Consider the following 24347-nt stretch of genomic DNA (forward strand, 5'->3'; position numbering starts at 1 on the left):
CCGATGGGGACGATGGGTCGAGCAGGCTAGCCGACCTCTTTCACAGCCGGGATAGTCCAGGTACCGTCGAGGATCGACGGGTCGTTCTCGTTAGGCCAATACAACCTCATCATTAGGTAGAACTTGCCCTCCGGCGCAGGCAGCCAGTTCGATTCCTTGCCGGCTCCGGGCGAGTCGTGCTGCAGGAAAAGGTCCAACGAGCCGTCGGCGTTGTACTTCAGGTCCTGGCGGGGACTGATCGAGTAGCGATTGATGGGATTGGCGACGAAGAAGTAGTTCTCGTCGTACATGGTGACCGACCAGAAGCCGGAGACCGGCGGCGTCTTACCCTTCTCGAAGTGGAGGACGTAGTTCTTCTTGCCCTCGTACGCACGATGATCGGCGTCCCTTTGGGATGTCGGATAGACGGCGTCCTGGGGCCGGTTGGCGCCGAGACCGATCGCCGTGACGAGCGCCCGCATGAGATAGTCGGTGCCGTAGAGGCCGGTCTTCGTCGTGAACGCCCAGCCGTCGATGTTCTTGACCTGGTCGTTGATCTTGAACTGCAGCATGATGCGATCGAACCCGACCGTCGGGATCCGGTCACGGAAGTCGGCCTTCAACTTGCTGGCATCGAAGTCCTTGCCTGCGACCAGCCCAATCTGTTCAAAACGTTCGAGCGCGGGAGCATCCGCGTCCGACGGCGGGTTCGTTTTCATAAGTTCTGCGAGAAGAGTGAAGTATTCGACCGCACTCAGCCGGTTGACCTGGTCGCGCACCGCCGTTTTCATGTCGATCGAAGGGTCGACCTTTCCGGGTGGAGGCGTGTAGTCCTTGCCATAGGCGCTCAGCGGGACCAGCTTGAATTCGTCCTGCAGCTTGTGCACCTCGGCGTAGTCTTCCTTGGTGCCGGTGCAGTAGATGCGGCCCAGCAGCCAGACCATGTCGGTCGGAGACTCGTATTTCGTCACGCCCTCCGGCAGAGTTCCGGTCCAACCGGGAGCTGTGATGGCGTAGGTCTGCGGTCCTGTGCCCGTCGTCCGCTTGCCCGGCACCTGGAACACGTTCGTCCATCCGTCGAGCATCGGCAACAGGAAGTACCGCCCCTTCATGTCCGGCACGCTCAGCACATATGGCTCCTTGCCGACGTCGAAGAAGGAGGTTGTGTAAAGCGTGTCGGCATTGGGTGCCGTGACGTCCCTGAAGGAGGCGTTCGGGTATTCGCGCAGTTTGATGATATGGCCCATCGGGCCGCGGGTGCCCTTTACCTCGGGAACATTGGTAACAACCCGGCGGGTCATCTCCATTGTCACCAGCGGATAGCCGTAGATGTATGCGTCGGTTGCAATCCAGAAGTCTTCGAGGCCTTCCCCGATATGCAGTCCCCCTTCGCCGAGTTGGGCGCGAGCGGGCGAGATTGCCGTTCCGGCAAGGAAGCTGAGGCCGGCGAAAGTCAGGTTACGACGGGTGATCTTCATCTTGTGAGCTCCTGCTGCGGTCTAGGAGTTGCAGGATGCTGATCGAACCACGAGTTGTGGAGGTATCTTACAGTACTTTACTGTTCGACGTGGGGTAACCTCGCCTGATTTCCGGCCCGATCCGTCGAAAGTTCGTACCAATGCAATATCATTCTGATGTCACCGGGATGCATCAATCGGGTTCTCTTTTGATCGGTGTCGACTGCAACTGGGGACGACTAAGGGCGGCCTGATGACAGCGCCACCAGCTCACCCGCAGGTCGTTTTGCGAGAGTCCGGACCCATGCATCAGCCCGGTCGACGCTTCTCCTGCAGTGCAACCTCTATTTCCTTGAGTAGTCGTTCGACGATGTCCTGCCACTCGGCCCGCCTTTCCGAACGGACCGTCGGAGGGAACTGATCGACGTTGGCGAGAGCGGCTTCGGCGACCGCGAGTTCCTCGCACAGATCGACGAAGGTCTGATCTGTTTCGAGCGTTCGATGGATGGTGAATTCATGCTCGGAAAACCGGCGAAGTACCGACGACAGAATTGCTTGCCTGCTTTCCGTTTGAGTCTTCATATCTCCACCCACCTCTTAATTAGTATACTCGGAACTCTTGCCGCGCCCATAAACGACATGTAATTAACATGAACTATCAGGGGTAAAGTTCTGAGCGGTCGAGCCACCATGAGATGTATGGCTCGGCGGGAGGCGTTCGTGATGGAAGCGGAAACCCAGAAGGGTGCCGAAGGCCCCAGCATCCCTCCAGGCGCCTGCCGCGCCCAGCTTGCCCGAATTCTCGACAGTGCCGATTTTGACGCCACCGATCGCGAACGGCGATTTCTAAGCTTCGTCGTGAACGAGACGTTGTCCGGGCGCGGTGAACGCATCAAGGCCTACTCGATAGCCGTCGAGGTATTTGGTCGCGACGCCTCCTTCGATCCACAGGCAGATCCCATTGTCCGTGTTGAAGCCGGCCACCTGCGGCGGGCGCTCGAACGCTACTACCTGACCGGCGGACTGGCCGATCTCATCCGCATTAGCATACCGAAGGGTGGCTACGTTCCGTCATTCTCCCTGCATGGCACTGGGCGTACCGACGTCGTCCCTGAGCCTCCCCCCAGTGCGACAGTAGGACCGGCACCGGCAAGCATAGGCTCCACGCTGCCGATCATGTTTGCAACGGCGATATTGGTGGCTGTCGTGTTAGCGCTGTTGTGGTGGGTCCATGCTCCTCGATCCGTCGCGAGTAGGCCGGAAATCCCACGCCTGGCGGTCGAATGGTTTGAGGACCTGTCTGACAAGGGAGATTCCGCGGCCCTGGCCCGCGGTTTCACGCAGGAGGTTGTCGGCGGACTTTCGAAATTCAAGGACATCGTCGTCGTTCAATCTCCCAGCCCGGAGGTCGCGCGACAAGTTCGATACGTGCTGCGGGGAAGCTTATATATGTCCGCCGAAGCTTTCCGATTGCAGGTCATCCTCCGCAGCAATCCGGACGGAACCGTTCTTTGGGCCGAGAGCTATGACGGTCCAGCCACGGTTCACGATCTTCTGAAATCCCAAGCAGACATTGCCGGCAACGTCGCGACGGCCCTGGCGCAGGCGTACGGTGTCATCTTCCAGGCGGATGCGAAGCTGGCGGTTCCCAACCCTCCAGATGACTGGGCCGCATACGCCTGCACGCTTTCCTACTATTCCTACCGCGCGAATTTCGATGCGGCGGTTCGATCGTCGGTTCACTCTTGTCTTGAGAAGGCAGTCGAACGTTTTCCCGACTACGCGACCGCCTGGGCGCTTCTGTCGCTGATCCTCATTGACGAGGCGCGCTTCGGCTACCCGATCGATCCGGTCAGGTCGCCGGCATTGATCGAACAGGCCCTTGCCGCTGCCCGCCGCGCGGTGGAGTTGGAGCCGTTGAATGTGCGTGGCCTGCAGGCGGAGATGTTCGCGCTCGATCTGAAAAAGGAAGTCGATGCGGCAATGCAGGTGGGCAAACGGGCGTTGTCCATCAATCCCAATGATACTGAGCTAATGGGCGAGTATGGGTATCGCCTAGCGCTGTCTGGGAAATGGAGCGAGGGGTGCGCCCTGGTGACGAGGGCGCGGGAACGCAATCCGGCACCGCTTGCCTACTATGAAGCGGGGCTTGCCCTTTGCTCGTATTTCAGTGGAGACCACGAGCAGGCCGCCGCATGGATCAGAAAGGCGAACGTCCCGGGAAATGCTCTTTATCACGTGATCGCCGCTGCGATTTTCGCCGAAGCAGGTTATCAACCCGATGCCAATCGTGAGCGCGACTGGCTCGTAGAGCATGAGCCGGCTCTGGTGCAAAATCTCAGGCAAGAAGTAGCGTTGCGCTTTAACCGTTCCGAGGATATTGCCCTTTTCCTGGGCTCGTTGAGGAAGGCTGGCTTGCAGTTTTCAGAGTGACAATCAGGCGGCGCCGCAAAGGCGGGCAAGTCAACAATAGTAAGGGAAGTGTAATGCTGACCGAAGTCGCAACCGCCGAACAGATTTCCCGCGTGATCTCTCAAGCGACTGCCCCGGCTTTCCTGCTGGGCGCGGTCGCGGCATTCATCTCGGTCTTGATCACGCGCATGAACCGGATCGTGGACCGCAGTAATTTTCTAGGCGCTCTCCCTGAAGACCACCCCGGCCGCAATAATCTAAAGCTTGTCCTTCCACGATTGAAGCGGCGCGCAAGGCTGCTCAATAAGGCCATAGAATGCGCAGTGATAAGCGGGATATGCACCACCGTGCTTGTCATACTGGCATTCGCCAGCTCGTTTTTGAACCTCAGACATGAATATGGCGCGGCCATCATGTTCTCAATCGCGCTTATGTTCTTCGCCGCTTCCTTGGTGGCATTGCTACTCGAGGTGCGGGCCGCACAGCACGACTTAGATTTTTATGTATAAGGGGAGGTTGTGCCGCGTTTGTTGCTATGACGAAAAGCGGCCAGCGCGCCATATCAACTTCAACGGCAGCTGAATTAAATGGCGCACCCGACAGGATTCGAACCTGTGACCTTTGGAATCGGAATCCAACACTCTATCCAGCTGAGCTACGGGTGCATGCCTTAGGCGGTTTGACTCGCCTGTCCGATGTGGTGGTTCTTAGCCTAGGAAGCGTTTGGCTTCAATGCGGAAAATGCGGGAAATCACATATCGGCTTCTGCGAATGAAAAAGGGCCGCGATCGTTTGAGGTCGCGGCCCTGTTTGTTTGCTTGAGAGTATCGGGCTTAGCTTTTCATCGCGCCGGGGCCGGGGATGGCTTTGGGGGGGACCTTGCCGAGGATGATCATGCCGAGGACTTCGTCCTTGGTGACGTCTTCGGTGCGGGCATGGCCGACGACCTGGCCGTTCTTCATCACCGAGACGCGGTCGGCGAGGTCGAAGACATCGTGGATGTCGTGGCTGATGAGGAAGATGCCGATGCCGTCCTTCTTCAATTCCTTGATCAGGTCGCCGACCTGCGCGGTTTCCTGGGGGCCGAGAGCCGCCGTCGGCTCGTCCATGATCAGGATGCGGGCGTTGAAGAGGATGGCGCGGGCGATCGCCACCGACTGGCGCTGGCCGCCGGAGAGCGCCTTCACCGGCTCCTTGAAGCGCTTGAAGTTGGGGTTCAAGCGGCCCATCACCTTGCGGGCCGATGCTTCCATGGCGACGTCGTCGAGCGTGCCCCAGCGGGTTTGCAGCTCGCGGCCGAGATAGAGATTGGCGGCGGCGTCGACATTGTCGGCGACGGCCAGTGTCTGGTAAATCGTCTCGATGCCGTATTTCTTGGCGTCGCGCGGCGTGCGGATATCGGCCGGTTCGCCATTGATCAGGATTTCGCCGCTGTCGCGCTTGTAGGCGCCGGAGAGGATTTTGATCAGCGTCGATTTGCCGGCGCCGTTATGGCCGAGCAGCGCCACGACTTCGCCGGGGAAGAGGTCGACCGAGGCGTTGTCGACGGCGTGAATGCCGCCGAAGGAGATGGAAATGTTCTTCATTTCCACAAGCGGAGTGGTTTGATCCGTCATGGTTCAGAATTCCTTTTACTTGGCGCGCGAGCGGTAGACGATGTCGAGCCAGACGGCGACCACCAGGACAACGCCGACGACGACGTTCTGAATTGGCGTATCGACATTGGCGAGACCCATGCCCGACTGCAGCGATTGCATGACCAGGGCGCCGATCATGGCGCCGGCGACCGTGCCGCTGCCGCCGGCAAGCGACGTGCCGCCGATGACGGCCGCGGCGATGGTGAAGAGCTCGTAGGTCGTGCCCTGCGAGTTGACGGCCGAGTTGAGACGCGCGGTGGATATAGCGGCCGAGACGGCGGCGAGGAAGCCCATCAGCGCGAAGATCCTGACGATGACCCATTTGGTCTTGATGCCGGCGAGCTCGGCAGCTTCCGGGTTGCCGCCGATTGCGAAGACATAGCGGCCGAAGCGCAGGCGCGTGGCGATGAAGGTCATCACGATGCCGATGAAGACGGCGATGAGGACGGGAACGGCGATGCCGTAGGGAATGTCCAATCCCGTCTCCGGCCAGGGAATATTGTGATCCGTGGCGTAGCGCTTGGCGATGCCGATCGGCCAATCATAGCTGTTGAAGAGATAGACGGTGCCGAGGACGAGCAGGGAGCCGAGGGCGGCAAGGAAATATTCCGCCCAAAGCGGACGGCGCGGAAAGTGAAAGCGCTTTCTTTGCTGGCGCGAGCCGATGATGCCGGCGATGATCAGCAGGCAGGCGGCCACACCCACCACCCAGCTCCAGGTCGCGCCGATCGAACCGGTGGCGCCGCCGCCGCCCATGACGACGAAGGTGGAGTCCATCGGCGCTACCGTCTGGCCGCTGGTGACATACCAGGCAAGGCCGCGCCAGACGAGAAGTCCGCCGAGCGTGACGATGAAGGAGGGGACATTCATGAAGGCGGTGATCGCGCCCTGGAAGGCGCCGATGGCCGTGCCGATCGCCAGGCCGCAGATCAGCGTGATAATCCAGGTCCAGGAACTGTCGAAGCCGAGATATTGCGGCAGCCACTTGGCCTGCATGACGCCCATGATCATGGCGACGAAGCCAAGCAGCGAGCCGACCGAAAGGTCGATGTTGCGCGTGACGATGACCAGCACCATGCCGGTGGCGAGGACCGCGATTTCGCAGGTCTGCACCGAAAGGTTCCAAAGGTTTCTGGCGGTGAGGAATTCCCGGCCGTCGAATATCCGGAGATAAAGATCGAAGCCGATCCAGATGATCAGCAGCGCTCCGATCATGCCGAGCAGGCGGGTATCGATTTCGGTGGCACGCAGGAAGCGGGTGATTGCTCCGGCTTCTGCGTCGCGGGGACCGCTCGATGTTGTGGACTGTGTCATGTCGGCCATCGCTTTGCCGTTCTCCACTGTTGGGCGCGGTCTGCGATGCCTCCAAGGCTATCGCTGGCAATACCGCGCCGATCTCAAAAATGCGTCATCGCCGTGCGGCCGGTCTTCGTTCCGGTCCCGATGACCGCCATCCGGCGGGCCAATGGGATATGCGATGGCGCAGCACGATGCGGGAAGCGTGGGTCTCCGATTGCAAGGGAGAGTTGTCTGCTCCTGATCCGCATTCGACGCCGCAACGGAGTGCCGCTGCGGCGTCGGTATTATGATCGGGTCAACCGTTCAAGGACAGCTTATTTGCAGGCTGCGACGGCGCCGGCTTTTACGCCCTGGCAAGCTTCAGCCTTGGTGATCCAGCCGGCGTCGATGACGACGTTCAGGTTGTCCTTGGTGATCGGCTGCGGAGTCAGGAAGACAGATTTCATCGGGACGTGCTTCGGGCCGCCGGTGAAGGTCTGGACGCCGCTGATCTGGTCCATGGACTTGCCGTTGGCAAGGTCGATGGCGATTTCGGCGGCGCGCTTGCCGAGCTCACGCGAGTCCTTCCAGATGGAGACGGTCTGCGTGCCGAGCGCGATGCGGTTCAGGGCTGCCTTGTCGGCGTCCTGGCCGGAAACCGGAACGGAGCCGGCGAGGCCCTGGGCGTCGAGGGCGGCAACGGCGCCGCCGGCGGTGCCGTCGTTGGAGGCGACGACCGCGTCTACCTTGTTGTTGTTGGCGGTCAGGAACTGCTCCATGTTGCGCTGCGCGTTCTGCGGCAGCCAGCCGTCCGTGTAGGCTTCACCGACATTCTTGATCTTGCCGGCATCGATGGAGGGCTTCAGCACTTCCATCTGGCCGGAGAACAGGAAGTCGGCGTTCGGGTCGGACGACGAGCCCTTGATGAAGACGTAATTGCCTTCCGGCTTGGCCTTCAGGATTTCGCGAGCCTGCATGCGGCCCACTTCCTTGTTGTCGAAGGTGATGTAGAAGGCGGCCGGATTTTCGATCAGGCGGTCGTAACCAACAACCGGAATGCCTTCGTCGGCAGCCTTTTCAACGGCCGGGCCGATGGCGTCGGAGTCCTGAGCGAGAATGATGAGGGCGTTGGCACCCTGGGAAATCAGGGATTCAACGTCGGTCAACTGCTTGGAAGCGGAAGATTGGGCATCAGCGGAAATATACTTGGCGCCAACCGCAGCGAGTGCCTTCTTGATGGCAGCTTCGTCGGTCTTCCAACGCTCTTCCTGGAAGTTTGACCAGGAAACGCCGACGACGAGATCCTTCGCGAAGGCCGCTGTCTGCATGGTCAAAACGATGGCCGCACCAGCAGCCAGCTTGATTAAAGCTCTCATATTATCCTCCCGAGTGAATGCGACCGCACGTGCCCTGAGCTCCCGCCGGCCGCCGCGATAACGCTGACGAGAAAGGTTCGGATTTTTTTCTCGACAGTCGAGAAATTTAGTGTCAGAGATTTTTTCCACTGTCAACACCGCACTGCCAGGTTTAATCGGCCGCTGAAGACGAACGGGCTATAGTTGCGGACAGGAGGGATGGAATGAGCGGGAGGCTTGATGATGCTGGCCAAATCGAGCACCGAATTGGTCCGCCAGAAGAACAGTGTTCTGGTGCTGACGGCGCTGCGCCGCCACGGTCCGCTCGCCCATACTGAACTTTCTGATTTCACCAAGCTTTCGTCGGCGACAATATCGGTCATCACCACCGATCTGGAGCGGGCGCAGATCATCGAGAAGGCGGAGCAGCAGGCAGCAAGCGGCCGCGGCCGCCCGCGCGTCTTGTTTTCGCAGCGTCGCGATTGCGGCTATCTCATCGTCGTCATCATTTCATCGGATGCCGTTCAATATTCGCTTGTGGACTATGCTGGCCGGTTGATCGACCGCTTCACCGAGGACAGGCAGCAGACCGTCCCGAACGTCGCCTCTTTCGTGAGAGGGCTGCGCGATGCCTTGAACCGGATTGTCGTCCGTTCGCGATTGTCGCGCGACAAGGTCGTGATGATTTCCATCAGCAGCAAGGGCCTGGTCGAGAGTTCGGAGCCGGTGTTGCGCTGGTCGCCGATCTTCGGGCGCGAACAGATCGATTTTGCCGCGGTGTTGCGCGGCGAATGGTCGGCGAAAGTCATCCTCGGCAATGAGACTCTGCTCGTCGCCGCTGCGGTCGGCCGCCAGGAGGAGAATAAGAAGGGCCGTGACTTCCGGGCGCTTGCCGCACTCTCGCTCGGCCACAGCATCGGCCTTGGCGTGGTGCGCCGCGGCAACGAAGGAAGGCTCGAAATATCGGCGCCGAATTTCGGTCATATGCTGCATATGCCGGGCGGGGGCCTCTGCCGTTGTGGATCGCGCGGCTGCATTGAGGCCTATGCCGGCTTCTACGCCATTCTGCGCACGGCCTTCGACGTGCCGCTCGACACGATCCCCGCGAAATTCGTGCCGGTCGCCGAACTCGACAAGATCGCTACCAGCGCCCGGCAGGGCAACCGCCGCAACATCCACGCCTTCAGGCAGGCGGGCCTGGCGCTCGGCAACGGCCTCTCGCGCGTCCTTAGCCTGCACGAAAGCATGCCGATCGCGATCACAGGGCCGGGGACGCGCTATTACGACTTGCTGCTGGAGGGCATTTCCGAGGGGCTGGCGGAATCGCATGTCGTGCGCATGGAGGGCATGCCGGAGCTGCGGGTGATGGCGGACGAACCGACGCTGGTGTTCGAAGGGCACCTCAACCGCGCGCTGGCGATGATGGATGACGATATCGTCAGATCCGGAGTTGCCATTTCGGAATTGAATGAGCAGACTGTGTGAGGAGGGGACTATGAAACGAATGGCACTCATGTGCCTCTGTCTTGCTGCGACGGGATTGCCCGCGATCGCGGCGCAGCCTTGGGAGGAGAAGACCGCCGCACTCGGCCAGGCCGGCGCCGAGGTTTCGGGCCATCAGACGGTCGAGCAGCTCAAGAATCTCATCAAGATCGGCGAGGCCCTGTTTACAGCGCGCTTCACGGTGGAAGACGGGGCAGGGCGCCCCGGCGCCACGCAGGCGATCGTGCCGACCAAGCGCAAGCATCCGGTGATGAACGAATTCAGCCGTACGGCCGGCGTCGACGCCAATGCCTGTTCCTCCTGCCATAACATGCCGTTTCCAGGCGGCGCCGGCGATTTCACCACCAATGTCTTCGTGTCAGAAGGGTTCGAGAGCGCGGATTTTGACACGACCGATCCGCAATTCTCCAACGAGCGCGGTACCAACAGCCTGTTTGGCGATGGTCTGGTCGAGCTTCTGGCCCGTGAGATGACCGTCGATTTGCAGCGCCAGCGCGGCGAGGCGATTACGCTTGCGGCGAAAACCGGCCAACCCCAGCGCGTCGCGCTCGAGACCAAAGGCGTCAAATTCGGCTGGCTGACCGCGCAGCCCAATGGCCTGGTCGATATGCGGGAGCTCGATGGCGTAGACATGGATCTCGTCATCCGGCCGTTCAGCCAGAAGGGCGTGATGACGTCGCTGCGGCAGTTCACCGTCAATGCGCTGAACCAGCATCACGGCATGGAGCCCGTGGAGCGCTTCGGCGGCCGCTGGACAGGGACCAGGGATTTCGATGGCGACGGGCATGCCGATGAGATCAGCGACGGCGACGTTTCGGCGCTGGTCGCCTGGCAAGCAACCTTGCCGGCGCCGGTGCAGAAAGTGCCGGACAATGCCCAGTGGCGCGACATGGCGGCCGCCGGCGAAAAGCTGTTCGACGGCATGGGTTGCACGGCCTGCCACAGGACGAGCCTGCCGCTCGACAGTCTTTCCTTCTCGGATCCCGGCCCGAACGACGTTGCCGGCACGCTGAACGTCTCGCAGGTGAAAGACCCGGCTGTCTACGACCTGTCGCAGCTCGACTGGACGAAGAAGCTGAAACGCAATGACAAGGGGCAGGTGCTGGTGCCGCTGTTCGGCGATCTCAAGCGCCACACCATAACCGATAGCGGCGTCGACCAGCTTGGCAACGAGCTTCTGGCGCAGCGCTTCGTGGATCGCAATATCTTCATGACGGCGGAGCTTTGGGGCGTGGCCTCGACGCCGCCCTATGGCCATCGCAACGACATTACGACGCTTGATGGCGTGATCCGTGCCCATGGTGGCGACGGCCGCGCGGCTCGCGACACCTATGTCGGCGCGTCCGACGAGGATCGCGCTCGCATCATCGCTTTCCTCAAGACGCTGGTCATCGAGCAGGCAGGGGTGAAACAATGAAGAAGATAGCAGCCCTCCTTGCCGTCGCCGGCTTGATTTCAATTTCGTTCGCGCCCGGCAGCTTCGCCGAGGACACGCCCGCGCCGGCGCCTTTCCTGATGGATGTCCCGCATTTTCAGGAGGAAGCGGTCGCCGCCGGCATAGATCATCAATATACCGGCGGCTGGGAATATTTCGTCGGTGGCGGCGTCGCCAGCTTCGACTGCAATGGTGACCGCAAGCCCGACCTTATGTTGGCCGGAGGCACCAGTCCGCTGGCGCTTTATGTCAATGAAAGCGAGACGGGCGGTCCGCTGAAATTCAAGGAGAAGCCGATCAATCTTTCCGACAAGGATCTCCGCTCCGTCCTCGGCGTCTATCCGATCGATATCGACAATGATGGATATACGGATGTCGTGCTCTTGCGGCTCGGTGAAAATATCATCCTGAAGGGCGGTCCGAACTGCACCTTCGAAAAGGCCAATCACACCTTCGCCTTCGATGGCGGCAAGGACTGGACGGTTGCCTTTGCGGCCACCTGGGAGGCCGGCAACAAATTTCCGACGCTGGCTTTCGGGAACTACGTCGACCGCTATGCGCCGGGAACGCCTTTCGGCACCTGCAGCGACAATGTTTTTGATCGTCCCGTAGGCAACGACAAGCCGGACTATTCCAATCCGCTGCCCTTGAAGCCCAGCTATTGTACGCTGTCCATGCTATTCACCGACTGGAACCATTCCGGGCAGGATTCGCTGCGGGTTGCCAATGACCGGCAATATTATCGCGGTGGGCAGGAGCAGCTCTGGGACATCGCGCCGGGGCGGCTGCCGCGGCAATATACGACCGCAGAAGGGTGGGCCCCTTTGAAGATCTGGGGCATGGGCCTTGCTGAGGCCGATCCGAAGGCAGATGGCAAGCCGGAATATTTCATCACATCGATGGGTGATAACAAGCTGCAGGAGCTGGACGACGAGGCTGATAATGACAGCCCGACCTATCGCGACACCGCCTATGAAAAGGGAGCAGCCGCCTATCGTCCCTACACCGGCAACGACCATAGGCCGTCGACGGCCTGGCATGCGCAGTTCGCCGACATCAACAACGATACCAACATGGATCTGTTTCTGACCAAGGGCAATGTCGAGGCCATGCCGGATTTCGCCAGCAGCGATCCCGACAACCTGCTGCTTGGCGGTTTCGATGGCAAGTTCGCCGAGAAGGGTGACGAGGCCGGCATTGCGCTTCCCGGCAAGGGGCGTGGCGCCGTGGTCGAGGACTTCAATAATGACGGCATGCTCGACATCCTCGTCGTCAACCGCATGCAGCGCGCCTTCCTGTTCCGCAATCTCGGCGCCAAGACCGATTGGGGCTATCGCCCGCTCGGCAATTGGACCGAAATCGAATTGGACAACGGCCCGATCAACCATATGGGTATCGGCGCTACCATCAATGTTCGGGCGGGCACGCAGACGCAGGTGCAGCGCGTACAGGTCGGCGGCGGCCACGCGTCGGGCCATGTCGGCTTCACGCATTTCGGCCTTGGGACCAATGAACGCGCGGTGGTGCGCGTGCAGTGGCCGGATGGGGAGTGGAGCCAGCCTTACCGCATCTTCGCCAACCAGCATGTGGTCATCAAGCGGGGCACCACCTCGGCCAAATACTGGTTTGCGCCGCCTGCGAAAACCGATCAGGTGGCTGCGCAACCGGCTGCCGCTGCGCCGTTACCCGCTGTGCAACAGACGGGCAGTCAACCCGTGACGAAGTAGAAAATCAAAAAAAGGAGAAGGCCGGGCAATCCGGCCTTCAAACCAATTGCGAAACTTCGGTCGCAGAGCCGCCGTTGAAATCAGTCCAGCAAGCCCACGTGCTGATCTTCTGCGCGAACGTGCAGAATACGGTCGATCAATCCCCGTTCCAGAGCTTCTTCCGCCGTCATGAAGTGGTCGCGGTCCATGGCGCGTTCGAATTCGTCATACGAACGGCCACAATGTTCTGCATAAAGCCGCGTCACGCGGTACTTGGTGCGCTTGATTTCCTCGGCATGGATGAGCATGTCGGAGGCCTGGCCCTGGAAGCCGCCCAAAGGCTGATGGATATGGATACTGGCGTTGGGCAAGGCGACGCGCTGACCCGGTTCGCCCGCCATCAGCAGGAACGATCCCATCGAACGGGCAGTCCCCATGCAGAGCGTGTGCACTGGCGCGCGGATGTAACGCATGGTGTCGTACATGGCGAAGCCGCTGGTCACGACGCCGCCAGGCGAATTGATATAGAGGCTGATCGGCTTCTTCGGGTTTTCCGCCTCGAGAAACAGCAGTTGCGCGCAGACCAGGGCCGAGACGTCATCGTTCACCTCACCATTCAGGAAAATGATCCTTTCGCGCAGCAGACGGGAATAGATGTCGAAAGACCGCTCTCCTCTGCTGGATTGTTCAACGACCATAGGGACGAGTTGCATCGCTTCGCGCATCGGCGAACTCCAATGTTATTGAAATTGTTGACAGATCTTGCGTGTCAGGCGGCGCGCATAACGGAGAAGCCGTTGTTGTTCGCCGCAGCTTTTGCAGTCCTTCGAAGCCTCAAATCATCAAGCTCGTGGATGATGCGCAGGCTCGTACCGCCGTTTGCGTTCGGAGCTATCCTGATCGTCACGGTGCTTTCGAGGAATGGTGGCGCGTCATCGCGCAGCCTGTAGCGGACCTCTTCGCCCGGTGTAACGGATATCGCGTCGGGATTGGCCAAGGCTTCCTTCGGCAGCCAGTTTTTCCGAAGTTCAGGGCTGCTGACGGCGCGCCAGACCTTTTGTGGAGGCTCGTCGAGGTCGTATTCGAGTTCGATACCGTTTTCCCGCACGGGGGTCTTCAGGTCGTTCATTGGTCCATATCCTTCAGCAAGACCTTGAGAGCTTCGATCCGGGCAGGCCAGTAGGCGCGGTATTTCGCCAGCCACTGGGCGATGAGGGCGAGTCCCTCCGGATCGACTTCGTAATTCACGAAACGTCCCCGCCGTTCTTCTCTGATCAGCCCGGCGCTCCGCAGAACCGCAAGGTGCTGGGACATCGCCGGTTGGCTGATTTCCATCCCTTCGCGCAGGCCGCTAGCGTTCATGCTGCCCGCAGCCAGCTTTTCAAAGACGGCGCGGCGGGTAGGGTCCGCCAAAGCCCGGAATATCTCGTTCTCTATCATGGCGACAGATAAGCACAGACTTATGTGATTCGCAAGAGCTTTCCGCAACAGCCGGTAGTCGATGAGCCTCCGGGGCGACAGGTTCTCGAACGCTTGCGAAAAATCACGGTCATGCGCTGCGACGGAGCGGCCAAAGAAAAAGTCCGCCGCGAAGTAATTCGCGACGGACTCATTGGACGAAACCGTATCCCTTGGGGACGGGCCGACTGCTTAGCCGAGCTTGACCAGTCGGCTTTCCTTAACGGATTGAACCGCCGCGTCCGCAAGCTTGAGCGCTGCGAGGCCGTCGGCGCCGGATGGCGTGATGGCAGCGCCCTTCTCGACAGCGGCGATGAAGCTCGCGATCTCGTTGGCGTAGGCCTCGGTGTAGCGGGTCATGAAGAAGTCGTGCAGGGGCGGGCGGGTGTAGCCGTCGCCGTTAGCGACTTCGATCGAAAACGGCCGCTGGTTTTCGGCTGCGACCATGCCCTTCGAGCCATGGATCTCGATGCGCTGGTCATAGCCATAGGTGGCGCGGCGGGAATTGGAAATGATCGCCTGCCTCCCGGATGCCGTCTGCAGGATGACGGAGACGCTGTCGTAATCGCCTGCGTCGCCGATTGCCTTGTCGACGAGGACCGCGGCGGTGGCGGTGACGGCGACCGGCTCCTCGCCGAGCAGGAAGCGGGCCATGTCGAAATCATGAATGGTCATGTCGCGGAAAATACCGCCGGAACGCTTGATATAGTCGACCGGCGGGGCGCCTGGATCGCGCGAAGTGATCGTCACCATCTCGACCGTACCGATGCGGCCGTCGTCGATGGTCTTCTTGACCGCCATGAAATGCGGGTCGAAGCGGCGGTTGAAGCCGACCATCAGCTTGCCCTTCGCTTCTTCGACCACTTTAATGCAGGCCTTGACGCGGGCGACATCAAGATCGATCGGCTTTTCGCAGAAGATCGCTTTGCCGGCCCGGGCGAAGCGCTCGATAAGATCGGCATGGGTGTCGGTCGGCGTGCAGATCACGACGGCGTCGATATCCTTGGCGGCCTCGATCGCTTCGATGGTGCGGACCTCGCAGCCATAGGCGGCGGAAATCGCCTCCGCAGCGGACGGAAACGCATCTGCCACTGCAACGAGCTTGGCATTGGCATCGCCACTGACGGCCTTTGCATGCACCTTGCCGATGCGCCCGGCGCCAAGCAGACCAAATCTGACAGTCATCTTCACCTCCCTGATTCGGAACAAATGAACCGAATATCAATCATTATGGAATTTTCATTCCATTTTCCGATGGCAACGTCAAGCCGCCAGCGTTTCACAATTCCGAAATTCATGTTGCGAAACTGGCATATCCTCAAATCGCGTTCCCGCGCCAGATTCGATTGGCATGATCTTGTTAGAAAACCGCTTCGCACTTTTCGAGATCATGCGCTAAAGACAAGCTCTCTCCAACAGGCGAACGAGACCCATGCAGCTGATCGATCCCAATCATCCTATCTATAAGCCGCTTTGGGTGCGGGTTCTGATCGTTGCCGTCTGCTTCAGCTGGGCGATTGTCGAGGCCTTTGGTCCGCAACCCTTCTGGGCCGTCCTTGCGGGGGGCCTTGGCGCCTACGCCGCCTGGATGCTGCTCCTAAACTTCAATCCTCAGCCGCCCAAGGCCGAGGCCGAAAGCGCTGCTTCGAGCGACGAAGCAGAAGACGATGAGCCGACCGACGAGAAGAAGTAGCTATCGCGCTACACGCCGTATGGCCTCGTCGATCAATTGATTGGCGATCATCATGCGTGTCGTCGCCTGCTCGCGAAAGGGCGGAGCGACGCTGTCTGGATGATTGGCCTTGGCGAAAGCGCGACGTTTTTCGTGGAGAGACTGAAGGGTGCTTTGCGAGGTGAGCGCCAGCTCGGCCGCCACCTCTTCCCGTGAGGTCCGCGCCAGATAATCCGGCATTACGGGCGGCTCCGGTTCTTTCTGTTCCGGCTCCACTGTCGGCTTCGGCAAAGGGATCTCGTTGCCGAGATTATCGACGTAGGCATCGTCCGGACGAGCAGATGCCGGCGGCTCACCTCCGAAAACGGTCGCGGCAAAGCTTATATTGAGGCCACGGATGCGGTGCGCCGCCTCGTCCTTGCCTGACTTATCTTCTTCTTCCGCGTCGAGACGATCGAGGACGGATTGAAACAGCGATTGCCCGAACAACATGCTTGCCTCCAGAAGCGTCTGGAATAGCCACGCAAGTTGGCGCGGAGCTTATCGCCGCAAGCATGATCCTGAACCGGAAGCGGCCGCCCTCAGGCAGACTCAGGCCAGATCGAGGTTCCTGCTTTCCTGCAGGATCATATCGTGCAGTAGCCGGGCGCTGGGGGGCATCGCGCGCTCACGGGCGGTAATCAGGCTGTAGGGCTTCACTTCAATATCGAAATCGATCGGCAAAATGCAGGATTCGCCGGCCTGCGATGACTGCCCGCACATGAAGTGCGCCATGTCGAGCGCAACCGGGGCGATGGCGTCCGTCTTGCAGACGATGGCAAGCGTCAGGAGCAGCGATGAAGTGTTGATGATGTTTTCCGGCAAGGGCACGCCGGCCGTGACGAAGATATCCTCCACCTTGCGCCGAAGCAAAGTGCCCGGAGGCTGAAAAACCCAATCGTACCCTGGCAGATCCTGAAGGCTGGCAACGCCCTTCTTCAGTAGCGGATGACCACTGCGGACCATAAGACAGGCTTTCTCCACACCGATCTCATGGGTGGTGAACAGGCGCGGATCAAGCTCATCCGGAATGCGGCTGATGATGAAATCGTGGCGAGCGGCGAGCAACTCGCGTGCAAGCACGTTGCTGGTCTCCACCTGGATATTGATCTCGATACCGGGATAGGCGCGCGTCACAAGCTGGATCGCCGGTACGACAAGGCTGATCGCCGGCGCCGTCACGGCGCCTAGAAAAACCGAGCCGCCCTTGCCGGTCCTGAGCTCGCCGATCTCGCGGCTCGCCTCGCGTAATTCGAGCAGGATCTTGCGGGCGCGCTTGGCGAGCGCCATGCCGAAAGGCGTCAGCACAACGCCGCGGGCGACACGCTCGTAGAGCGGGCTTTTGACGATCGACTCCATTTCCGAGAGCATGCGCGAAGCCGCAGGTTGTGAGATGTTCATAGACTCAGCGGCCGCCGAAATCTGCCCGTGATCCTCGATCGTGACGATCATACGCAGGTGATTGAGCTTCAGACCGGCCTTGAGCAGGGTGTCGTCGCGAAAACTGTCCGAGTGAATCTCGATGCCTTCGCTGGAATAATCGCTATATATTTTCTCCATGGCGGCCAAATTTCCCGTTCGTCGGCAAAAAAGTACTATTTTTTAACATTATACCAAACTAGGTATATGTTGCGCCAGTTATTCTATTTGACAGTTATACGAAATCGTACGAGTTTGCCGCTCGTGCGCTGGGTGCAGCTCATGCACGTGAGAGCGTGGAGGAGACCTACTTCGGTTCTCACAATTAGAAGTAACCATTCCTTCTACGGAACCTGCCGCAGACTCGGGCGGGCGTTTTTTCGTCCGCCGCATTGTTAACAAGGGAGAGAGTAATGAAATCCATTATCTCATTGATGGCCGGCGCTGCGCTCGGCGTCGCTACGCTGGTTGCCCCTGCCTTCGCGGCGGACAAGGGCACCGTTGGTATCGCTATGCCGACCAAGGCTTCGGCTCGCTGGATCGATGACGGCAACAACATCGTCAAGCAGCTCCAGGCCGCCGGCTACGGCACCGACCTGCAGTATGGCGACGACGACATTCCGAACCAGCTGTCTCAGATTGAGAACATGGTCACGAAGGGCGACAAGGTTCTCGTCGTTGCTTCGATCGACGGCACCACGCTGTCCGACGTTCTGCAGAAGGCTCACGATGCCGGCATCAAGGTCATCGCTTATGACCGTCTGATCCGCAACAGCCCGAATGTCGACTACTATGCGACCTTCGACAACTTCAAGGTCGGCGTCCTGCAGGCGAACTCGATCGTCGACGCTCTCGGCCTCAAGGATGGCAAGGGTCCGTTCAACATCGAACTCTTCGGTGGTTCTCCGGACGACAACAACGCCTTCTTCTTCTATGACGGCGCAATGTCTGTTCTGAAGCCCTACATCGACAGCGGCAAGCTGGTCGTGAAGTCCGGCCAGATGGGCATGGACAAGGTCGGCACGCTGCGTTGGGATCCGGCAACGGCCCAGGCTCGCATGGATAACCTGCTGTCGGCTTACTACACCGATAGCCATGTCGATGCAGTTCTGTCTCCTTATGACGGCCTGTCGATCGGTATCCTCTCCTCGCTCAAGGGCGTTGGTTACGGCAGCGGCGGCGTGAAGCTGCCGATCGTTACCGGTCAGGACTCCGAAATTCCGTCGGTCAAGTCGATCATCGCCGGCGAGCAGCACTCCACGATCTTCAAGGACACCCGTGACCTCGCAAAGGTCACCGTCGACATGGTCAACGCTCTGATGGAAGGCAAGACGCCTGAAGTCAACGACAGCAAGACCTACGACAACGGCGTCAAGGTTGTTCCGTCCTACCTGCTGACCCCGGTCGCAGTCGACAAGACCAACTACGAGAAGATCCTCGTCGATGGCGGTTACTACAAGGCTGACCAGCTGAAGTAATCTTCCAACATAATGGTCAGGGCTCGCTTCAATGCGAGCCCTGGCTTTGATATTTAAGACGATCGCGCGGTCTGCTATGTTCGACCGCGGCGTTGGAATTGGACTATGGACGATACCATTCTCGAAATGCGGAACATCACCAAGTCGTTCCCCGGTGTGAACGCCCTGGAAAATGTCAATCTGAAGGTCCGTCAGGGCGAGATACATGCTCTGGTCGGCGAAAATGGGGCCGGCAAGTCGACCCTGATGAAGGTGCTTTCAGGCGTCTACCCGGCCGGCACCTATGAAGGCGACATCTACTACGATGGCGCGGTCCGCCAGTTCAAGACGATCAGGGATTCCGAACATATCGGCGTCATCATCATCCATCAGGAGCTGGCACTCGTTCCGCTTCTGTCGATCGCCGAGAATATTTTCCTGGGTAATGAGGTTGTTGCCAATGGCATGATCAACTGGCAGGAAACCTTTACCCGCACCAAGCAGCTTCTTTCCAAGGTGGGCCTCAGGGAATCTCCGAATACGCTCGTGACCGACATCGGCGTTGGCAAGCAGCAGCTCGTCGAGATTGCCAAGGCCCTGTCGAAGAGCGTCAAGCTGCTCATTCTCGACGAGCCGACGGCATCGCTCAACGAAAGCGATTCCGATGCGCTTCTCAACCTCCTCATCGAGTTCCGCAACCAGGGCATCACCTCGATCATCATCACGCACAAGCTCAACGAAGTACGCAAGGTGGCCGATCAGATTACTGTGCTGCGCGACGGCATGACCGTGAAGACGCTGAACTGTCACGAAGAAGAGATCAGCGAAGACATCATCATCCGCAACATGGTCGGCCGCGAGCTGGCGGATCGTTATCCGCCCCGTTCGGTTCCGATCGGCGAGACGATCTTCGAAGTGAAGAATTGGAACGCCTTCCACCAGCAGCATCGCGATCGCCAGGTTCTGCACAATATCAACGTCAATGTCCGCAAGGGCGAAGTGGTCGGTATTGCCGGCCTGATGGGTGCCGGCCGCACCGAATTTGCCATGAGCGTGTTCGGCAAGTCCTATGGTCACAAGGTCAGCGGCGAAGTTTTCGTCGACGGCAAGCCGGTGGACACCAGCACGGTGCGCAGGGCGATCGATGCCGGTCTCGCCTATGTAACCGAAGACCGCAAGCAACTCGGCCTCGTGTTGTCGAACAGCATCCTGCACAATACGACGCTCGCCAATTTGCTCGGCGTCTCCAAGGCTACCGTCATTGACGACGTTCGCGAGCTGCAGGTGGCCACAAACTATCGCGCCAAGCTGCGCATCCGCTCCGCAGGCGTCTTCCAGGAGGCGGGCAACCTGTCCGGCGGCAACCAGCAGAAAGTGGTGCTGTCGAAATGGCTGTTCTCCGATCCGGATGTCCTGATCCTTGACGAGCCGACGCGCGGCATCGATGTCGGCGCCAAATATGAAATCTATTCCATCATCAACCAGCTTGCCGCCGACGGAAAGGGCGTTCTGATGATCTCATCGGAGATGCCTGAGCTTCTCGGTACCTGCGACCGCATCTATGTCATGAATGAGGGTCGAATCGTTGCCGAGCTGTCGAAGGCAGAGGCAAGCCAGGAGAGTATCATGCGCGCTATCATGCGCTCAGGGGAGAAGCACCAATGAGTTCGGCCAACCCAGCCACAGCCACGGAAACCAGCAACGTCGTTTCCATCGGCGACCATATCCGCAACAATATTCGCGAATACGGCATGTTGATCGCGCTCGTCGTCATCATGCTGCTGTTCCAGTATCTCACGAACGGCGTTCTGTTCAGGCCGCAGAACCTGACCAACATCGTGCTGCAGAATTCGTTCATCGTCATCATGGCGCTGGGCATGCTGCTGGTCATCGTGGCCGGGCATATCGACCTGTCCGTCGGCTCCGTCGTTGGTTTCGTCGGTGCCGTTGCCGGCGTGCTCGTCGTGCAGATGCATATGAATCTTGCGGCCGCGACGGTCATTTGTCTTCTGATGGGTGCCGCGGTCGGCGCCTGGCACGGATATTTCATCGCCTACCACCGCATTCCGTCGTTCATCGTCACGCTCTCGGGCATGCTGGTTTTCCGTGGCTTGACCTATGCGATCATCAACACGACCGGCAACGGCAGCAGCATCGGCCCGTTCCCGCCAGCGTTCCAGATCGTGGCAACGGGCTTCATTCCCGACTTCATCGATATGGGCACCATCCGTTCCACGTCGATTTTCCTGACCATCGCTATCCCGATCGTCATGTTCCTCCTCTCATGGCGTCGCCGCAATGTTAACGAACAGCATGGCATCGACGTCGAGCCGTTCAGCTTCTTCCTTGGTCAAAACCTGGTTGTAGCTGCTGCAACGATCTTCATCGGCTACCAGATCTCCTCGTATCGCGGTTTGCCGAATGTTCTGGTTCTCATGCTGCTGCTGATCGCTCTCTACAGCTTCGCCACGCAGCGCACCACGATCGGACGCCGCATCTATGCGATGGGCGGTAACGAGAAGGCGACGAAGCTTTCGGGTATCGATACCCGCCGCCTGACGTTCTACACTTTCATCAACATGGGCATCCTTGCCAGCATCGCCGGCATCATCATTGCCACGCGCCTGAACTCGGCAACCGCCAAGGGTGGCGACGGTCTGGAGCTCGACGTGATCGCGGCCTGCTTCATCGGCGGCGCTTCGGCGTCAGGCGGCGTCGGCAAGGTGACGGGCGCCGTCATCGGCGCCTTGATCATGGGCGTGCTTAACCAGGGCATGTCCATCCTTGGCTATCAGACGGACTCGCAGAAGATGATCAAGGGTGCGGTCCTGCTCGCAGCCGTGTTCATCGACGTCTACAATAAGAACAAGGGCTGATCGCTACGCGATCAGCCGAGGCTTTAAAACCAAATCCATGACAGAGTCCGGCTCTCGACGAGAGCCGGAACGGTGATGTGCATCCGATCTCTGTCTGTTAGGAAAGGATGAAAGACATGCTCATCTCCCAGATCAAGGGTTCGAATGGCGAGATCGTCGTTGCGGTCCGCAATGGGCCCCGCGATGTTGCCAAGGCCGTCCTCAACGGCGGTAGCGTTTACCAGCTTGCAATGGAAGCTGCCGACAGCGGCAAGTCCCTCGTTTCCGTCATAGAAGCGCATGGGCTCGGCGAAGCGATCGATCTGGAAAAAGCCTATGCGGAAGGTCGTTTTCTGTCGCCGATCACTCATCCGGATGCCGCTCACCTGCATCTGACCGGCACCGGCCTGACGCATCTCGGTTCCGCCGCGACCCGCGATTCCATGCACAAGAAGACGACGGAAGCCGCCGAAGAGACGCTGACCGACTCCATGAAGATGTTCAAGATGGGCATCGAGGGCGGCAAGCCGAAGGCCGGCGAAAAGGGCGTCCAGCCCGAATGGTTCTACAAGGGTAATGGCTATGGCGCCGCTGCTCCGGGTGCAGCGCTTGTCTCTCCCTCCTTCGCGCTCGACGGCGGCGAAGAGCCGGAGATGGCCGGCATCTATGTCATCGCCAAGGATGGCACGCCGTTCCGCATCGGCTTTGCGCTCTCGAACGAATTTTCCGATCACGTCACCGAGCGGATCAATTACCTCTATCTCGCCCACTCCAAGCTGCGTCCGGCAAGCTTCGGTCCGGAAATCCGTATCGGTGCCGCACCTGAGGACATCAGGGGCACTTCACGCATCAAGCGTGGCGACAAGGTGATCTTCGAAAAGCCCTTCCTCTCGGGCGAAGCAAACATGTCGCATACCTTCGCGAATCTAGAATACCATCACTTCAAATATGGCCTGTTCCGCGTTCCCGGCGACGTCCATGTCCATATGTTCGGCACGGCGACGCTCTCCTTCGCGGATGGCATCAAGCCGGAGGCGGGCGATGTCTTCGAAATCGAGGTAGCAGACTTCGGCCTGCCGCTGTGTAATCCGCTCGCTGTTGCCGCCGAGGAGAATGTAGCGGTTCGCCAGCTCTAATTGTCGAGGCCGGCTGCCTCCGCGCGGCCGGCTATTTCCAAGAAGATCCAGGGAGGCATGAAGCCATGACCATTCATCAGAATCTGATCGCCGGCGAATGGACCGGCACGACAGGCGCCGAGAACATCAACCCATCTGATACCAACGAGGTTGTTGGTCTCTATGCCAGCGCCAGCGTCCAGGACGTGGCGGATGCCATCGCGGCGGCCAAGGCCGCCTTTCCCGCCTGGTCGCGTTCGGGCATTCTTGAGCGCCATACCATCCTGAAGAAGGCTGGCGACGAGATCATGGCGCGCAAGGATGAGCTCGGCGCGCTGCTTGCCCGCGAAGAAGGCAAGACCTTGCCCGAGGCAATTGGCGAGACGATCCGTGCCGCCCAGATCTTCGAATTCTTCGCCGGCGAAGCGCTGCGCCTTGCAGGCGAGGTCGTTCCCTCGGTCCGCCCCAACATCGGCGTCGAGATCACCCGCGAGCCGCTCGGTGTTGTCGGCATCATCACGCCGTGGAACTTCCCGATCGCCATTCCGGCCTGGAAGATCGCGCCGGCGCTTTGCTATGGCAATACCGTCGTCTTCAAGCCGGCCGATCTCGTGCCCGGCTGTTCCTGGGCGATCGTCGATATCCTTCACCGCGCCGGTCTGCCGAAGGGCGTGCTGAACCTTGTCATGGGCAAGGGTTCGGTCGTCGGGCAGGCGATGCTCGACAGCCCAATTCTTTCCGGCATCACCTTCACCGGTTCTGTCGGCACCGGCAAACGGGTCGCGCTTTCATCAGTCGAACATGGCCGCAAGTACCAGCTCGAAATGGGTGGCAAGAACCCGATGGTCGTGCTTGACGATGCCGACCTCACGGTTGCCGTCGAGGCCGCTGCCAATTCCGCATTCTTCTCGACCGGCCAGCGCTGCACGGCTTCGTCGCGCCTGATCGTCACCGAGGGTATCCACGACAAGTTCGTGGCGGCTTTGACCGAGAAGCTGAAGGGGCTGAACGTCGACAATGCCATCAAGGCCGGCACCCATATCGGTCCCGTCGTCGACGCCAAGCAGTTGAAGACCGACACGGACTACATCGAGATCGGCAAGCAGGAGGGCGCCAAGCTCGCCTTCGGCGGCGAACTCATCAACCGCGAAACGCCCGGCTTCTACCTGCAGCCGACGCTGTTTACCGAAGCCTCGAACCAGATGCGCATCAGCCGCGAAGAGATCTTCGGGCCGGTCGCTTCGGTCATTCGTGTGAAGGATTACGAAGAAGCGCTCAGCGTTGCCAACGATACGCCGTTCGGCCTGTCTTCCGGCATTGCCACGACCAGCCTGAAGCACGCGACGCATTTCAAACGCAATACCGAAGCCGGCATGGTGATGGTGAACCTGCCGACGGCGGGCGTCGATTTCCACGTACCTTTCGGTGGCCGCAAGGGCTCGTCCTTCGGTCCGCGCGAGCAGGGCAAATACGCCGCCGAGTTCTTCACCACGGTCAAGACGGCTTACACGCTGGCCTGATCATCGATTTCAAGGCCCAGGCGCGAGCGAGGCGGGCTGGGCGACGCAAA

General features: G+C 59.8%; 22 protein-coding genes and 1 tRNA gene. 11 read left to right on the forward strand and 12 right to left on the reverse strand.

Going from position 1 to position 24347, the window contains the following annotated elements; all coding sequences use genetic code 11:
* Positions 1 to 26: 26 nt before the first annotated feature.
* Together PY649_RS15995 and PY649_RS16000 are read right to left on the reverse strand one after the other, a co-directional pair.
* The gene (locus tag PY649_RS15995) at positions 27 to 1457 is read right to left on the reverse strand and encodes a DUF1254 domain-containing protein (RefSeq protein ID WP_285869530.1); all 1431 of its coding nucleotides are present in this window, start codon (positions 1455 to 1457) and stop codon (positions 27 to 29) included.
* 288 nt (positions 1458 to 1745) lie between these two features.
* Positions 1746 to 2018 (reverse strand): hypothetical protein, encoded by a 273-nt coding sequence (locus PY649_RS16000; RefSeq protein ID WP_285869531.1) that lies wholly within the window; start codon positions 2016 to 2018, stop codon positions 1746 to 1748.
* Between the two features lie 141 nt (positions 2019 to 2159).
* On the opposite strand from PY649_RS16000, the gene PY649_RS16005 reads away from it, so the two are divergent.
* Together PY649_RS16005 and PY649_RS16010 are read left to right on the forward strand one after the other, a co-directional pair.
* Positions 2160 to 3869: a tetratricopeptide repeat protein gene (locus tag PY649_RS16005; RefSeq protein WP_285869532.1), complete on the forward strand. Its 1710-nt coding sequence runs from the start codon at positions 2160 to 2162 to the stop codon at positions 3867 to 3869.
* 53 nt (positions 3870 to 3922) lie between these two features.
* On the forward strand, positions 3923 to 4357 hold the full coding sequence (locus PY649_RS16010; RefSeq protein ID WP_285869533.1) for a DUF2721 domain-containing protein: 435 nt from the start codon (positions 3923 to 3925) through the stop codon (positions 4355 to 4357).
* 79 nt (positions 4358 to 4436) lie between these two features.
* Here the strand turns inward: PY649_RS16010 and PY649_RS16015 are convergent.
* The 4 genes from PY649_RS16015 to xylF all read right to left on the reverse strand — a co-directional run bounded on the left by PY649_RS16015 (position 4437) and on the right by xylF (position 8139).
* Positions 4437 to 4513, reverse strand: a tRNA-Arg gene (locus PY649_RS16015).
* Between the two features lie 168 nt (positions 4514 to 4681).
* Positions 4682 to 5464 carry an ATP-binding cassette domain-containing protein gene (locus tag PY649_RS16020; protein WP_120704920.1) on the reverse strand — a complete coding sequence of 261 codons (783 nt, stop codon included), beginning with the start codon at positions 5462 to 5464 and terminating at the stop codon, positions 4682 to 4684.
* 15 nt (positions 5465 to 5479) lie between these two features.
* Positions 5480 to 6808: a sugar ABC transporter permease gene (locus tag PY649_RS16025; RefSeq protein WP_285869534.1), complete on the reverse strand. Its 1329-nt coding sequence runs from the start codon at positions 6806 to 6808 to the stop codon at positions 5480 to 5482.
* Between the two features lie 290 nt (positions 6809 to 7098).
* Entirely contained in the window at positions 7099 to 8139 is a 1041-nt protein-coding gene (gene xylF / locus PY649_RS16030) for a D-xylose ABC transporter substrate-binding protein (RefSeq protein WP_285869535.1), read from the reverse strand.
* 222 nt (positions 8140 to 8361) lie between these two features.
* Here xylF and PY649_RS16035 point away from each other — a divergent pair, with 222 nt between their 5' ends.
* Genes PY649_RS16035 through PY649_RS16045 form a run of 3 tightly spaced genes read left to right on the forward strand, consistent with a single transcriptional unit; the run spans position 8362 to position 12783 of the window.
* On the forward strand, positions 8362 to 9603 hold the full coding sequence (locus PY649_RS16035) for an ROK family transcriptional regulator (RefSeq protein WP_285869610.1): 1242 nt from the start codon (positions 8362 to 8364) through the stop codon (positions 9601 to 9603).
* Between the two features lie 10 nt (positions 9604 to 9613).
* Positions 9614 to 11038, forward strand: a complete 1425-nt coding sequence (locus PY649_RS16040) for a cytochrome c family protein (protein WP_285869536.1) — start codon at positions 9614 to 9616, stop codon at positions 11036 to 11038.
* Complete coding sequence (locus PY649_RS16045) at positions 11035 to 12783, forward strand: CRTAC1 family protein (protein ID WP_285869537.1); 1749 nt, start codon at positions 11035 to 11037, stop codon at positions 12781 to 12783. The genes PY649_RS16040 and PY649_RS16045 overlap by 4 nt, the downstream gene beginning before the upstream one ends.
* 80 nt (positions 12784 to 12863) lie before the next feature.
* On the opposite strand, the gene PY649_RS16050 is transcribed toward PY649_RS16045, so the two are convergent.
* The 4 genes from PY649_RS16050 to iolG all read right to left on the reverse strand — a co-directional run bounded on the left by PY649_RS16050 (position 12864) and on the right by iolG (position 15405).
* On the reverse strand, positions 12864 to 13487 hold the full coding sequence (locus tag PY649_RS16050; RefSeq protein WP_285869538.1) for an ATP-dependent Clp protease proteolytic subunit: 624 nt from the start codon (positions 13485 to 13487) through the stop codon (positions 12864 to 12866).
* 44 nt (positions 13488 to 13531) lie between these two features.
* A complete protein-coding gene (locus PY649_RS16055) occupies positions 13532 to 13891 on the reverse strand; it encodes an SRPBCC family protein (protein ID WP_285869539.1) in 360 nt (119 codons plus the stop codon).
* Entirely contained in the window at positions 13888 to 14202 is a 315-nt protein-coding gene (locus PY649_RS16060; RefSeq protein ID WP_285869540.1) for an ArsR/SmtB family transcription factor, read from the reverse strand. Before PY649_RS16060 ends, PY649_RS16055 begins: the two co-directional genes overlap by 4 nt.
* Before the next feature lie 210 nt (positions 14203 to 14412).
* Entirely contained in the window at positions 14413 to 15405 is a 993-nt protein-coding gene (iolG, locus tag PY649_RS16065) for an inositol 2-dehydrogenase (RefSeq protein ID WP_285869541.1), read from the reverse strand.
* A gap of 247 nt (positions 15406 to 15652) precedes the next feature.
* Between iolG and PY649_RS16070 the strand changes: the two genes are divergently transcribed.
* Positions 15653 to 15913 carry a hypothetical protein gene (locus PY649_RS16070; RefSeq protein WP_285869542.1) on the forward strand — a complete coding sequence of 87 codons (261 nt, stop codon included), beginning with the start codon at positions 15653 to 15655 and terminating at the stop codon, positions 15911 to 15913.
* Here PY649_RS16070 and PY649_RS16075 read toward each other — a convergent pair whose 3' ends face one another.
* Both PY649_RS16075 and PY649_RS16080 read right to left on the reverse strand, forming a co-directional pair.
* On the reverse strand, positions 15914 to 16384 hold the full coding sequence (locus PY649_RS16075; RefSeq protein ID WP_285869543.1) for a hypothetical protein: 471 nt from the start codon (positions 16382 to 16384) through the stop codon (positions 15914 to 15916).
* Positions 16385 to 16483: 99 nt separating this feature from the next.
* Positions 16484 to 17491 carry a LysR family transcriptional regulator gene (locus PY649_RS16080; protein ID WP_285869544.1) on the reverse strand — a complete coding sequence of 336 codons (1008 nt, stop codon included), beginning with the start codon at positions 17489 to 17491 and terminating at the stop codon, positions 16484 to 16486.
* A 272-nt stretch (positions 17492 to 17763) separates the two neighbouring features.
* On the opposite strand from PY649_RS16080, the gene chvE reads away from it, so the two are divergent.
* From chvE to PY649_RS16105, 5 genes are all read left to right on the forward strand, one after another.
* On the forward strand, positions 17764 to 18828 hold the full coding sequence (gene chvE, locus PY649_RS16085) for a multiple monosaccharide ABC transporter substrate-binding protein (protein WP_285869545.1): 1065 nt from the start codon (positions 17764 to 17766) through the stop codon (positions 18826 to 18828).
* Between the two features lie 105 nt (positions 18829 to 18933).
* The gene (mmsA, locus tag PY649_RS16090; RefSeq protein ID WP_285869546.1) at positions 18934 to 20472 is read left to right on the forward strand and encodes a multiple monosaccharide ABC transporter ATP-binding protein; all 1539 of its coding nucleotides are present in this window, start codon (positions 18934 to 18936) and stop codon (positions 20470 to 20472) included.
* The gene (gene mmsB, locus PY649_RS16095) at positions 20469 to 21683 is read left to right on the forward strand and encodes a multiple monosaccharide ABC transporter permease (RefSeq protein WP_285869548.1); all 1215 of its coding nucleotides are present in this window, start codon (positions 20469 to 20471) and stop codon (positions 21681 to 21683) included. The genes mmsA and mmsB overlap by 4 nt, the downstream gene beginning before the upstream one ends.
* Before the next feature lie 116 nt (positions 21684 to 21799).
* Positions 21800 to 22798, forward strand: a complete 999-nt coding sequence (gene araD1, locus PY649_RS16100; RefSeq protein ID WP_285869549.1) for an AraD1 family protein — start codon at positions 21800 to 21802, stop codon at positions 22796 to 22798.
* Positions 22799 to 22863: 65 nt separating this feature from the next.
* Entirely contained in the window at positions 22864 to 24297 is a 1434-nt protein-coding gene (locus PY649_RS16105) for an aldehyde dehydrogenase family protein (RefSeq protein ID WP_285869550.1), read from the forward strand.
* Positions 24298 to 24347: the final 50 nt, after the last annotated feature.

The sequence above is a fragment of the Rhizobium mayense genome (assembly GCF_030272705.1).
In the GTDB taxonomy this organism is placed as follows: Bacteria; Pseudomonadota; Alphaproteobacteria; order Rhizobiales; family Rhizobiaceae; genus Rhizobium; species Rhizobium mayense.